We start from the raw sequence: 12,432 nt of genomic DNA, 5'->3' as shown, positions 1-12,432 counted from the left end.
GGGCCCTGCGGGCTGCGGCGGCTGGTACGGCTCGCCGACGGCGGCGTCGAGCAACGCGGCGGCGACGGCACTGTCCTGGAGCTCGTCGGGTGCCGCCCGGCCCCGCGCGGCGAGAGCGGCCAGTTCCTGCGGGGCACGTGCCCCGGCCCGCCACAGCGCGAGATCGGGGCAGACGAGCACTCCGGCCGTGACCGCACCGGCGGCCAGGAGTTCGGCGGCAAGGACCGTGCCGATTCCGCAGCCGACGACCATCACCTCGCCGCCTCCGCTCGCGCGGGCGTGACCGCGTACGGCGCGGGCCGCATCACGCAGCGCGGCCCAGTCGGCCGGGCGGCCGGTGGCGGCGCTGTCCGCGTGGCCGGGGTGGTCGTACTGCACGACGTTCAGGCCCAGTCGGCGCAGTCTGCGGGCGAGGATCGACCACAGGTAGCGCGGCTCGCTCATCGAGAGCGCGAGCCCGGTCATCAGCACGACGGTGGGCGCGGCGTCGTCGTGGTGGTGGCGCACCACGCACACCGGGTCCGTGTCGGACGGGGTGCGTGCCGTCAGGAAGTACTGGCTCAACCGCGGTCGCATGCCTGCCTCTCCCTCTCGCTCCGTCTCCTGCTCGCGCTCTCGTACGGGCTTCTCGACGTCCGGTGGGGCGTGCGGCCCCTGACCCCGTGCCGGACCCCGCACCGACTGCTCGAACTGCGCCACGGACAGACCGCCCAGCGTCAGGTCGAGCAGCAGCTCCGCCGGGACCTCCGGGTGCTTGCGGGCGAAGAGCGCGGCCGAGTCCTCAAGGGCCCGGCGGTAGAACCCGGCGGGCCTGCCGTGCGCGAAGTGGTCGTTACGGGCGGCGGCGCAGCGCCGGAACTCGGCACCGGCCGCGACGAGCCGGTAGCCCAGTTCGAGGTGTTCCAGGCCCCACTGGGTGAAGTCCTCGTCGAAACCGCCGACTTGGCCGAACAGGCTCCGGCTGAGGGAGACGTTGCCGGAGAGGAAGCTGAGCCAGCGCACCGGTGAGGTGCTGCGCCCGGAGTCGTCGTAGAGGCTGTGGACCTTCTTCACGAACGCGGGGGTGCGGGAGCCGCGGCGCAGGTCCCACCCGTCGCCGGTGAGTCGCTCCTTGACCTCGGCCAGACGTTCCTCGAAGGCGCTGAGGTACAGCTCCTGGACGTCCCCGACCACGACCTTCCGGCCGTTCGGCTCCGGCGCCCCCTCACCGGGGTGGCCGAGACCGTGGGCCAGCGCATGGGCACGCACATAGCCGGGCACCGGGGCGCGGTCGCCGTCGCAGAAGACGAGGACGGCTCCCCGGCCGGCCGCCGCTCCGGCGTTCCTGGCGGCGGCCCGGCCGTTCGCGGAGGTGCGCAGCGCGCGCAGCGGCAACGACCGCGCGGCGGCGCGCAGGACGTCGGGCGTGGTGTCGCCCGAGCCGTCGTCGACGACGACGAGTTCCCAGGTTCCGGGCGGCGCGTCCTGCCGGGTGAACGCGTGCAGCGTCGCTTCCAGGCGTGCCGCCTGGTCGCGGGTCGGTACAACCACGCTGATGACCGGCGCGGCGGGTGCCGGGCCAGGGGGCTCAACGGCCGTCATCGGGTTCTCCGTTCCGGTTCGGGCGACGACGTTCGGGTGGTGGCGTCCACGGCATGAGTGCGGGTGACACGTGGGTGCGGGTGACGGCCTCAGATGACGACGAGGTTTTTGCCCAGCCAGTAGTTGCGGCCGGTCAAGTCGGCCTCGGCGAAGCGCCGTTCGACGTCGAGATAGCCCTCCACGAGCTGGTCCGCCGTCATCAGCTTGGGTGTGAAGGTCACCGCCAGGGGGTCGTCGATGCCCTGGGGCCGCTTTTCGAGCAGCCGCCCCTCTTGGCCCAGGTGCTCGTACAGCGGGGTACCGGGGATGGGGTAGAGGACGCTCAGGAACAGGCGGGAGACCTTGGTGCGCATGGCGAACTCATAGGTCTCGTCGAAGACGTCCGGGTCGTCCCAGTCGAAGCCGAAGATGACGTTGACCTGGGTTTCCACCCCGGCCTCGTGCAGCCTGAGCAGCAGGTCCTCCGCCTCGGGGATGGTGAAGAAGGTCTTCTCGGTGAACTCGCGGTTCTTCTCCCGCACGCTCTCCACCCCGAAGGAGACCACCCGCATCCCCCCGTCGAGCGCCGACTGCACGACGTCAGGGTGGCGGGCGAGGTTGAAGTCGGTCTGGCAGCCCCATTCGATGCCTTCGCCCGCCAGACGGCCCAGGAGTTGGTTGGACCGCTTGGGGAAGACCAGAAAGTCGTCGTCGCGGAAGACGACGCGGGGAATGTGGAACCGGTCGCGGTAGGCGATGAGTTCCTCGTAGACGTCGTTGACCGGACGGTAGCGCCACTTGCTGTACAGGAACTCGCTGCAGAAGGTGCACCGGCGGGGGCAGCCCCGCGCGGTGAACGACGGCAGCACGTGCGGCGCCTCGATCTTGCTGAAGTCGACCAGGTCGAAGCGGGGCAGCGGGTGGCCCGACATGGGCACCGGTTCATGGGACTGGTAGATCTTCTTGAGTTCGCCGCGGGCCAGGTCGGCGAGGAGCCGCTGCCACAGCACATCGGCCTCGCCGACGACGACGGAGTCGCTGAAGCGGCTGATCACCGGCACCAGGCTGTGGTCGTCCTCGACGGTGGCGGGGCCGCCGACGACGACCCGCGGGCCCAGCCTGCGGATGGTGCGGGCCAGTTCCAGGGTGCGTTTGAGCTGGATGGTCTGGGTGGTGATGCCGACGACGTCGTACGCGGCGAGGTCGTAGTCGCGCTCCAGGTTCTCGCAGACTTCGTAGACGAGGTCGACCTCCCATTCGGGCGGGACCATGGCGGCCAGGTAGGGCAGCGTGAGTGAGATCAGCTGCGTGGGCCGCATCTCGCGTTTGTCCAGGCCGGCGGGGGTGTAGACGGCGGGTTCGACGAGCAGTATGCGCACGGGACTCCTCGGGTCGCTGGGGCGGCGGTCACGGAGCGGGGTGTTCGTGGCCGTCGAGGAAGCGGGCGTAACGTTCGGGTGTGCCGATGTCGGTGAAGGGGCGGTCGGTCCGGTGGGCGGCGAGGGCGCGGCGCCGGATGAGCGTGCGGAACAGCACGCCGAGATCCACCGGGTCCTGGTGTGGATCCAGGTGCCGCAGGGCGTCGCGGCGCAGCACGCACACGCCGGTGTCGGTCCACGACGGCCCGTCGGTGTCGGGATCTTCGGGGGCGTCCTTGTCGTAGCCGCTCACCCGGCCGTCGTGGACCCGGGTGTTGGGGCGTACGCCGGTGTCGGCGGAGGTGAGGACCATGGCGGCCTCGTCGTGGGGGCCGAGCCAGCGGTGGGCGCCCGCGTACGGGATGTCGAGCAGGGTGTCGCCCAGGACGAGCAGGAACATGTCGTCCAGGTACGGTGCGGCGGCCCGCAGCGCTCCGCCGGTGCCCCGCGCGACGGTGTCGACGTGGAAGGTCACCTCGACGGACGCGGGCAGACGGCCGAGGTGGTCGATGACCGGGCTCGCCAGATGGCCGAGGCAGAAGTGGAAGCGGCGCAGACCGGCGTCGAGGAGCGGTGCGAGGAGCAGGTCGAGGAAGGGCCGCCCGGCGACGGGCAGCAGGATCTTCGGCCTGCGGGTTCCCAGGCGGCCGAGCCGGGTCCCCGACCCGCCTGCGAGAACGGCCACTTGGAGCCCGGCACCGTGCGCGCCGGGCCGCTCGGGCGTCCTGCTCATCGGGTCTCCTTCGGGTTCTTCGGGGCCGGGCCGGGGCCCGGCGTGGCGAGCGGCGCCGCGGTGGTGGCGGCCGGGCGCGCTTCGGCAGTCGCGGAGTCGGTGAGCGCCGCCGGGCTGACGGCGGCGGACGCCGGGGCCACGGCCGGCAGCAGTCCACGGCGGTGGGCCCGCAGGAGAGCCAACGCGGTGGGCGCGTCCCGGAGTTCGCCGCTGATCGCGAGCGCCAGCGCGTCGTCGACCGGGACCGGGCGCTGGCGGATGACTTCACCGTCGTCGTGGTGCGGCAGTCCGGACCGCACGTCCGGGGCGAGGAAGAGATGGACCTCTTCGTTGGAGGAGCCGCTGGAGGGCCAGACGGTGCCCAGCGGGTGCAGCGCTCCGGCGCGGGCGCCGGTCTCCTCCGCCAGTTCGCGGCGGGCGGTCTCCTCGGGGCTCTCGCCCGGCTCGCACCGCCCCGCCGGCGCCTCGAGGCACCACTGGCGCACCGCGATCCGCCAGGACCGGATCAGCAGCAGCGTGCCGTCGGCGGTGACCGGCAGGACCAGGGCACAGCCCGGATGGTCCAGGTAGTACCAGCTGCGCTCGGTCCCGCTCGGCTCCGACTCAAGGGCTTCGCGCACCGTGAGCCAGGGCGTGCGGAACACCGCACGCGGCGCCGCCGCGGTCACCGTGCCCTCACCTGGGCCAGGGACTCGGACAGGGCCCGTACCACGTGGTGCAGACGGGTGTCGTCCAGACCGGGGTAGATCGGCAGGCACAGCTGCCCGGCGCAGGCCTGCTCGGCTCCGGGCAGCCGCAGGCCCGGGTAGCGCTCGGCGAGCACGGGCTGCTGGTGCAGGGGCGTCTCGTACACCTCGCCGGCCGCCTGGACGGAACGCTCGCGCAGCGCCGCCTTGAGGGCGTCCCGGTCGGTGCCGGACGGGAGCAGCAGCATCGCCTTGTAGCCGCTGTAGGGGTGGTCGGGCAGCAGGAATTGGACGGCCGGGAGGTCGCGCAGGGCCTCGGCGTAGGAGTCGGCGATCTTACGGCGGGCCGTCACGTTCGCGGGCAGGCGGGCGAGTTGGGCACGGCCCAGGACGGCGGCGAACTCCGAGAGGCGGGCGTTCCAGCCGGGGCGGGTATGCCGGCTCACCCAGGCCTCGGACTTGCCGAGGTTGCGTAACAGCCTTGTCTCTTCGGCGAGGTGGGCGTCGCCAGTGATGATCATGCCGCCTTCGCCGGTGGTCATGACTTTGGTGGCGAAGAACGAGAAGGCGCCCGCGACACCGAACGTGCCCGCGTGCCGCCGCTCCCGCTCGCTGCCGTGGGCGTGCGCGCAGTCCTCGACGAGGGCGATGCCGCGCCGCTCGCACCAGGCCGCGACGGCCTCGGTCTCGGGGCTGATCAGACCCCCGGTATGGACGACCGTCACCGCGGCGGTGCGGGAGGTACAGGCCGCGCGGAGCTGCTCGAAGGTGGGCGCCATGGTGGCCGGGTCGGCATCGGCGAGGCGCACGGTGGCGCCCGCGCGCTCGGCCGCGATATAGGTGGCGAAGTTGGTGCCCGCCGGTACGACGACCTCCCGGCCGCCGACGCCGACGGCGCGCAGGATCAGCTCGAGGGCGGTGGTGCCGCTGGCGACGGCGACGGCGTGCGGGGCTCCGGTGAACGCCGCGAACTCCTCCTCGAACGCCTCGACGTTGACGCCCTGGGAGAACTTCCCGGCGTGCAGCAGCCGGTCCACCTCATCGAGGACCTGGCGCCGCTCTGCGTCGGGCACCTCGATCTCGACGGCCGGAACGAAAGGCATGCCAACCTCTTCCCGAATTCGATGGGTTCAGCAGACGTGGGGTTCGACGGACGTGTCCCGCGGCATTGCGCCGCATTCCAGAACCGCGCCCGAGCCAGAAGTGCGCCGAGGTCATATGTAAGAGATCGGCTTTCAACTACCGTAGCAGCGTTTCCCGTTCACGCAACACCCGCTTTTGAATCTCACGAACCCGGCCCACTTGACGGCATCTCAGGCACTGCCTTATCAATGCAAGACGTCCCAGCGAATACTGACACCCACTCACTCCGGAGGTGGAGTTTCATGGCACTCGGCGGCATCACCAAACAAGCCACCGGATTTCTGGCCAGGGCGTACGACTCGCTTTCCCGTCCGCTGCACCCGTCCGTCGCCGAGCTGATCGGCCGGAACATACGCTCGGCCGACGGCCCCTGGCTGGAACCGTTCAACGGCCAACACGCACGCCAGCGCATGTTCCGGTCCCTGGTGGGCGCCGTAAGCCCGGCCGCGCTCTTCGAGTCCGGCAGCTACAGGGGAGCCTCCACGCGCTTTCTGTGGCACGTCTCCGGAAAACCCGTCTACACCGCGGAGAAGAATCCCAACTTCGCTCGCTACGTGGCCCGTGAATTCCGCCACGTACCCGAAGTAAAGGTCCTCAACCACGATTCACGGGATGCCTTGCGACTCTTGCACAATGGCGGTCACATCGCGTCCTCCGAACCGTTTCTCTGCTATTTGGACGCGCACTGGAACGCAGATATTCCACTGCGCGAGGAGGTGGCCTTCGTACTCCGTAACTGGCCGCTTTCGGTCATTGTCATAGACGATTTCAAAGTCCCCGACGACGACGGCTACGGGTTCGATGTGTACGGCCGCACCGAACTGTCCCTCGCCTATCTGGGGCAGGCGGTGGGCGACAGCGACATCCTGTGGCCGAGCTGCCCGGCGCGGGCGGAGACCGGATACCGGCGCGGCTGTGTCGTTCTCGCCTCGCCCAAGCTGGCTGCCGTCGTCGGTGAACTGCCCGAGCTGCGCCGGATCCCCGGCCTGACGGTCACCGGCTGACCTCGGTCACGGCTCCGGCGCTCTCGGCTGCCGGAGCCGCGCGCAGCCGCTCGTACACCTTCAGATAGCCGTCCACCATGCCGTCGGCGGTGAACTCCCGCCGCGCCGCCTCCTGTGCGCGGCTCGCCTGTGCCGCCGCCCGCCGGGGGTCGTCGAGCAGCGCGCGGACCGCGTCGGCCAGAGCGCCGGGGTCGTACGGCGGCACCGGGACGGTGCCCGGGCAGCACTCCAGGACCTCCGACAGACCCGGCACGGTCGTCGCCACCAGGGGGCGGCCCGCGGCGACGGCCTCGACGGCGGACAGTCCGAGGCCTTCGGCGTGGCTGGGCTGCACCACCACGTCGGCGGCGGCGTAGATCGCGCGCATCGAGCCGAACGGCCGGTCGGAGGTGCGCAGCAGGACGTGCTCGCGCAGCCCCAGGGCGTCGATGTCGTCCTCCAGCTGTCTTTTGTAGGCGGCCGACGCGGAATTGAGTGAGCCCACCAGGGCGGCCCTGGCGGTGGGGTGGCGGTCGACGATCCGGGCCATCGCCCGCACCAGTTCGCGCTGGCCCTTGCGCTCCTTGTACCGCCCGACGAGCAGCACCAGCGGGTCCTGTGGCGCGACGCCCAGCCAGTCCCGGGCGTGCCGGATCTCGCGCTCGTCGGCGCCGCCGTACAGACCGGCCTCGATGCCGTAGCGCGCGATGTGCACCACGCCCGGGTCGGCGCCGTAGCCGATGGCCTGGTCCCGGTAGGCGAGGCTGCCGGCCACCACCGCGTCGTGCGGCAGCCGTGCGAAGACGAGCCGGGAGCGGGAGTCGCCGAACGGATCGGTGTCCGGGGTGGTCTCGTTCATCGTCACCACCAGGGGGCAGCTGATGGCGTCCCGCATCATGGCGCCGAGTACGGCTCCCACCTGGCAGAACGTCTGCAGGATGTCGACGGGGCCGGAGCCGATGAGGCGTTCGGCGTCGCCCAGCAGCCCGAAGATCCGTTCCTCCCACGGCACCCGGTCCGGCTCGGACCAGCGCGCGGCGTCGGTGCGTACGCGGTGCACCCGCACGCCGAGCAGCTCCTCCCGCTCCGCGCTGCCCGGATAGCGCTCGGTCAGGACGTCGACCTGGTGTCCTCGCCGGGTCAGTCCCGCCGCCAGAGTGTAGATCTGTGTCTCCGACCCGCCGTGGACGGGCGGGAAGGTGGGGGTGAGAAACCAGATGTGCACGGCGCTCCCTTCCGTCGGCGGGCCGTGCCGGGTCCGCCGGAGCTGGGCCAGTGAGCGGGTTGCGGGCGTACGTTGCGGGTCAGGTGTGCCACAGCTGGGCGAGGTAGCGGTCGCCGACGTACCTCAGGTGCTCCACGGCCGTGCGTTCGGCGACCGCTGCCAGTCCTTCGTAGGCGGCGAGCGGCCGGATCACGGTCGAGGTGGTGGCGCTGGAGACATCACGGGAGTCCGCGGCCGGATTGTGGCCGTCCACGATGAGCAGCCGGCCGCCGCGCGGCGACACCACCCGGCCCATCTCGCGCAGGGCTGCCCGGAACACCCCGTCGTCGGTGAGGTGCTGGAGCGTGAAGACCGCGAGCACGGTGTCGAACGAGCCGTCCTCGAAGGGCAGTTCGTCGATGCCGGAGCAGACCGCGCGGGCCGGCTTGCCCTCGACGGCCCGGGCCGCCCTGCGCACCATCTGCGCGGACCGGTCGACGCCCACCGCCGAACGGGTTCGCTCGCTCAGCCAGGCCGTGAGCCGTCCGACGCCGCAGCCGAGATCGATCACCCGGTCGCGGTCCAGGTCCGGCAGCAGCCGTTCGATCAGCGCCTTCTGTTCGTGGTCGACCTGGTCGCACTCCTCGGGCGTCCAGCGGCCGGAGAGCACCGCGTGCAGTCCGGGGCGCGCGGCCCGCTCGTCCCAGATGTCCGCGCCGGCGGCCGTGCCGCCGCTCATCGGGCACCGCCCACGACCTGGCCGTCGGCCGGTCCCGCCGCGCTGAGCGTGGCCGTTTCCCCTGCGGGACCGGCGTTCATCCGGGCGCCGAGCTGTTCGGTGATCATGTGGTTGACGGCAAGGTGCAGATCCTCGACGACTCCGTAGTGGTGCGCGTGCACCATGACCACGTCGTCCGCCAAGGACCGGGCCGTGCCGCCGTCGAAGCCGAGGAGGGCGACGCTCTCCACGCCGTGGGCACGGGCGGTGATCAGGGCCTGCACGATATTGGGCGAGCTGCCGCTCGCAGTGATCGCGACCAGGACGTCACCGGCCCTGGCCTGGGTGGCGAGCTGGGCGGCGAACACCGCTTCGTAGGAGACGTCGTTGGCCCAGGCGGTCAGCACCGAGGTGTCGAGCAGGGGCACCACCCGCACTCCCGCCGCGAGTCCGGGCGTCGCCGACTTCGCCAGATCGCACACCATGTGCGAGGCGGTGGCGGCGCTGCCGCCGTTGCCCGCCACGAAGACGGTGGCGCCCCGCGCCCAGGCCGCCGCGATCCGGTCGGCCACGGCGCTCACCTCGCGCGTGTCGATCCGGTGCGCGGCCTCGACCAGGGTGGAGAGGTAGCTGTCCGGTTCCACTGAGTGCTCCGTTCTGCCGGGCGCCCGGCCGTGCGGGCCGCCCGGCGGGTCGTCAACGGGCGCGGCCGGCGTGCAGATGGTCGATGAGGTCCTGGACCGTGGCGTACGAGGAGAGCAGCAGCCGGTCCTCGTCGAGCCGCACCCCGAACTCCTCCTCGAAGGACACCAGCGCCTCGATGAACGCCAGCGAGTCGACGCCGAGATCCTCCGTCAGGGACTGCTGTGCGGTGATCTCGCCGGGCGGGCGCGGCGGAATGCTGAGTACGGCCAGCTTCCGCACGACCCATGCGTCCACGTCGCCCGCGGCGCGCGGGTCACTCACGTCGTGCACGTCGTTCACGGATGTCACCTCACTGCCTCCTCGGCATCGGGCACGTCCGCACCGGACGTGCCGGGCTCGCCGGGCACACCTGGCCCTGCTGGAACATCTCTGCGGTCGGCGGACAGAGCGGACCGGTCGACCTTTCCGGTACGGGTCCGGGGGAAGTCCGCCACCGCCGTGATGCGGCGCGGCACCTTGTGCGGGCTCAGCCGTTCACGGCAGAAGCCGGTCAACTCCTCGGTCACCGGGCCCTGTTCATCGCCGGCGGGGCCGGTCTCCGGCGGTTCGGGGCGGCCGCCCCCGGCATCGGCGGCGAGCCGGACCCAGGCCACCAGCGTCTCCCCCGCGCGGGCGTCGGCGCGTACCCCGCACACGGCCTCGGTCACTGCGGGGTGCGCCGTCAGGCAGGCCTCGACCTCTTCCAGGGAGACGTTCATCCCGCTGACGATGGCCATGTTGCGCAGCCTGCCGCGCAGATACAGGAAGCCGTCCGCGTCGAGGCTGCCGAGGTCGCCGGTGAGCAGCCAGCCGCCGCGCAGCACCCGTGCGGTCTCCTCCGGGCGGTCGTGGTAGCCCGTCATCACGCCCGGTCCGCGCACCGTGATCTGCCCGGTCCTTCCTGCGGGCAGCGCCTTGAACTCCCGGTCCCGGATGGTGACTTCGACTCCGGGCAGCGGGCGCCCGACGGACGTGGGACGGTCGCGGCGGTCGTGCTGCCTCATGGTGGTGACTCGTGGTCCGGCCTCTGTCTGGCCGTACGTCTCCACCAGCTCGACACCGGGCAGCCGCTGCCCGAGCCGGCGGAGGGTCTCCGGTGGGGTGGGGGCACCGCCATAGACGATGTGCCGCAGCGACCCGAGGTCGTAGCTCCGGTGCCAGTCGCCGAGGGTGAGCAGCCGGAGCATGGAGGGCACGAGCAGCGTCGAGGTGACCTGGTTCTCCTGGACGAGGCGTCCGAACCGGCTGGGCAGGAAGTCGCCGTCGAGCAGCACGATGTGGCCGCCGCCGTCGATCTGCCCGACCAGCTGCACGGTGTTGCAGTAGCCGAAGTTGAGCGGTACGGCGGCGAGGGCCGTCTCGCGGCGGTGCGCGCCGTCGAGCGAGGCCCGGTGGGCCCGTGCGTTCGCGAGGAGCGCGGCGTGGGTCAGCACGACGCGCTTGGGACGCCCGTACGAGCCGGAAGTGGCGAGCAGCACGGCGGCGGCCGCCGGATCCACGCGGGCGTCGACGCCCTGGCCTGCGGCGGCTCCGCAGGCCGACCGCAGCGCAGCCAAGTCGCCCTCGGCGTGGGCGCGTACGGGAACGTGGACGACGGCCGGCAGTGCGGCCGCCGCACCGGCCCTGCGGTCGTCCGTGGCGGTGAACCGGCCGCGCCGGGCAGCGCGGGCCCCAGGGTCGCACAGCAGCAACACCGGTCCGCAGGCAGCGAGTTCGGCGTTGGTCTCCGTCGGACTCAGCTCGTGCGCGAGCGGGGCGACGGCGGCGCCGAGCGAGAGCACGGCGAGATAGAGCACCACATACTCGGCGCTGCGCGGCAGTTGCAGCGCGACGCGGTCTCCGGGGCGCACCAGGGGCGTCAAGGCGCGGGCGACAGCGGTGACTTCGGCCTGGAGCCGGTCGTACGTCAGGCGCAGCAGGCCGTCGGTGAGTGCGGGAGACAGGGGGTGTTCACGGGCGGAACGGGACAGTACCGAAGGGATCGTCTGGGGCGGTGTGTCGGTGGCGGGGGGACTCAACTCACCGGTGACCACGGGTGATTCACCTTCCACGGTCGATCGGGTCGTACACTTCAGCGGACAACTACGATGTGAAGCCTACGCTGAAGCTGTCGCAGGCTGTCAATAACCGCGAACGCGGAGCAACATACGGCGCTAGACTGCGTCCGCAGTAGCGGACGTTGCGTTACTCCGTCATAGGCGAGGGACGCGTGCGGCTTTGGAGACACCCATGACGGACGACCACGGGCAACGACCATCCAACCGCCAGCTGGCGGGCAAGATCAGCGCACGTCTGACGCATCTCATCGCGACGCTCTATCCCGACGAGCGCACCAGGCCGGGCTACGCCCGCCTGGCCAAGGAGATCCGGGAGGTCACCGGAGGCGCGCTCTCCAGCACATATCTGTGGGAGCTGACCACCGGTCGCAAGCACAACGTCACCGTCGAGCAACTCGGCGTCCTGGCCGACTACTTCGGCGTGCCCCCGGAGTACTTCTTCAACGAAGAGGTCGCCCTGCGGGTCAACGCCCAGCTGCAACTCGCCACGGCGCTGCGCGACGCCAAGGTCCGCACCCTGGCGCTGCGCGCCGAAGGGCTGTCCGGCGAGACCCTGGACGCGCTCCTCGCCATGGTCGACCAGGCCCGCAAACTGCACCGGCTGCCGGCCGTCGAGGAGCCGGCGCCGAAGGACACGACAGCGGACCGGAGACCCCGGCCGTGACGCGAGGACGCGAACACCTACGAGGACACACAGGACACGGGCGCGAACGGCACAGCGAGAACGCGCTCAGCTCCGGCCGGCCCCACCCCGCCGCCCCCCGAAGGACGAATGACCTTGCTGTTCCCTTACCGAGCGCTCCGACAGCGCTGCGAAACCGTACTTGAGGAGCTGGCGCTGCCCCCATCGGCTTCGGCACACGAACTGTGCCGGCACGTGGCGCACCGCCGCGGCCGCCCGATCCACCTCTATCCGCTGCCCGTCGAAGGCCGCGCCGACGGCACCTGCGGCGCGTGGATCGCCACCGACACCGACGACCACGTCTTCTTCGAGCCCGGCACCACCCGCCCCCACCAGAACCACATCATCCTGCACGAAATCGGCCACATCCTCCTCGGCCACCACCGCGCCGTCACCACCGACGACGCACCGGTGCGAGCCGCCCTGCCCGACCTCGACCCCCGCCTGGTACGGCGGCTCCTGCGCCGGTCCATCCACGCCACACGACAGGAGCAGGAGGCCGAGACATTCGCCGACCTGGTCCTCAGCAGGGCGCTGCGCCCGTGCCGCCGCAGCTGCCGCTGT

General features: G+C 71.5%; 13 protein-coding genes. 3 read left to right on the top strand and 10 right to left on the bottom strand.

Features of this window, described 5'->3' with window-relative positions; translation table 11 throughout:
- The 5 genes from AB0I18_RS49570 to AB0I18_RS49550 form a co-directional block, all read right to left on the bottom strand.
- On the bottom strand, positions 1 to 1,581 hold a 1,581-nt coding region (locus AB0I18_RS49570; protein ID WP_363112449.1), incomplete at its 3' end, for a glycosyltransferase.
- 89 nt (positions 1,582 to 1,670) lie between these two features.
- The gene (locus AB0I18_RS49565) at positions 1,671 to 2,939 is read right to left on the bottom strand and encodes a radical SAM protein (protein WP_363112448.1); all 1,269 of its coding nucleotides are present in this window, start codon (positions 2,937 to 2,939) and stop codon (positions 1,671 to 1,673) included.
- A gap of 28 nt (positions 2,940 to 2,967) precedes the next feature.
- Positions 2,968 to 3,711, bottom strand: a complete 744-nt coding sequence (locus AB0I18_RS49560; RefSeq protein WP_363112447.1) for a sugar phosphate nucleotidyltransferase — start codon at positions 3,709 to 3,711, stop codon at positions 2,968 to 2,970.
- A complete protein-coding gene (locus AB0I18_RS49555) occupies positions 3,708 to 4,379 on the bottom strand; it encodes an NUDIX hydrolase (protein WP_363112446.1) in 672 nt (223 codons plus the stop codon). Before AB0I18_RS49555 ends, AB0I18_RS49560 begins: the two co-directional genes overlap by 4 nt.
- Entirely contained in the window at positions 4,376 to 5,500 is a 1,125-nt protein-coding gene (locus AB0I18_RS49550) for a DegT/DnrJ/EryC1/StrS family aminotransferase (protein WP_363112445.1), read from the bottom strand. Before AB0I18_RS49550 ends, AB0I18_RS49555 begins: the two co-directional genes overlap by 4 nt.
- A gap of 282 nt (positions 5,501 to 5,782) precedes the next feature.
- On the opposite strand from AB0I18_RS49550, the gene AB0I18_RS49545 reads away from it, so the two are divergent.
- Positions 5,783 to 6,544, top strand: a complete 762-nt coding sequence (locus AB0I18_RS49545) for a hypothetical protein (protein WP_363112444.1) — start codon at positions 5,783 to 5,785, stop codon at positions 6,542 to 6,544.
- On the opposite strand, the gene AB0I18_RS49540 is transcribed toward AB0I18_RS49545, so the two are convergent.
- From AB0I18_RS49540 to AB0I18_RS49520, 5 genes are all read right to left on the bottom strand, one after another.
- Positions 6,534 to 7,748, bottom strand: coding sequence for a glycosyltransferase family 4 protein (locus tag AB0I18_RS49540; RefSeq protein WP_363112443.1), 1,215 nt, complete (start codon positions 7,746 to 7,748; stop codon positions 6,534 to 6,536). The two genes, AB0I18_RS49545 and AB0I18_RS49540, sit on opposite strands and share 11 nt — an antisense overlap.
- 79 nt (positions 7,749 to 7,827) lie before the next feature.
- Positions 7,828 to 8,466 carry a class I SAM-dependent methyltransferase gene (locus AB0I18_RS49535; RefSeq protein ID WP_363112442.1) on the bottom strand — a complete coding sequence of 213 codons (639 nt, stop codon included), beginning with the start codon at positions 8,464 to 8,466 and terminating at the stop codon, positions 7,828 to 7,830.
- Entirely contained in the window at positions 8,463 to 9,089 is a 627-nt protein-coding gene (locus AB0I18_RS49530; RefSeq protein WP_152772179.1) for an SIS domain-containing protein, read from the bottom strand. The genes AB0I18_RS49535 and AB0I18_RS49530 overlap by 4 nt, the downstream gene beginning before the upstream one ends.
- A gap of 52 nt (positions 9,090 to 9,141) precedes the next feature.
- The gene (locus tag AB0I18_RS49525) at positions 9,142 to 9,438 is read right to left on the bottom strand and encodes an acyl carrier protein (protein ID WP_363112441.1); all 297 of its coding nucleotides are present in this window, start codon (positions 9,436 to 9,438) and stop codon (positions 9,142 to 9,144) included.
- A complete protein-coding gene (locus tag AB0I18_RS49520) occupies positions 9,435 to 11,162 on the bottom strand; it encodes a class I adenylate-forming enzyme family protein (protein WP_363112440.1) in 1,728 nt (575 codons plus the stop codon). The genes AB0I18_RS49525 and AB0I18_RS49520 overlap by 4 nt, the downstream gene beginning before the upstream one ends.
- A gap of 196 nt (positions 11,163 to 11,358) precedes the next feature.
- On the opposite strand from AB0I18_RS49520, the gene AB0I18_RS49515 reads away from it, so the two are divergent.
- Positions 11,359 to 11,850 (top strand): hypothetical protein, encoded by a 492-nt coding sequence (locus AB0I18_RS49515; RefSeq protein WP_363112439.1) that lies wholly within the window; start codon positions 11,359 to 11,361, stop codon positions 11,848 to 11,850.
- A 213-nt stretch (positions 11,851 to 12,063) separates the two neighbouring features.
- Positions 12,064 to 12,432 (top strand): hypothetical protein (locus tag AB0I18_RS49510; protein ID WP_363112438.1); only part of this gene is annotated, 369 nt, incomplete at its 3' end.

It is taken from the genome of Streptomyces sp. NPDC050704, from assembly GCF_040654355.1.
GTDB lineage: Bacteria > Actinomycetota > Actinomycetes > Streptomycetales > Streptomycetaceae > Streptomyces.
Note: the sequence above shows the minus strand (reverse complement) of the source record. Positions and strands in the feature narration are given on the sequence as shown.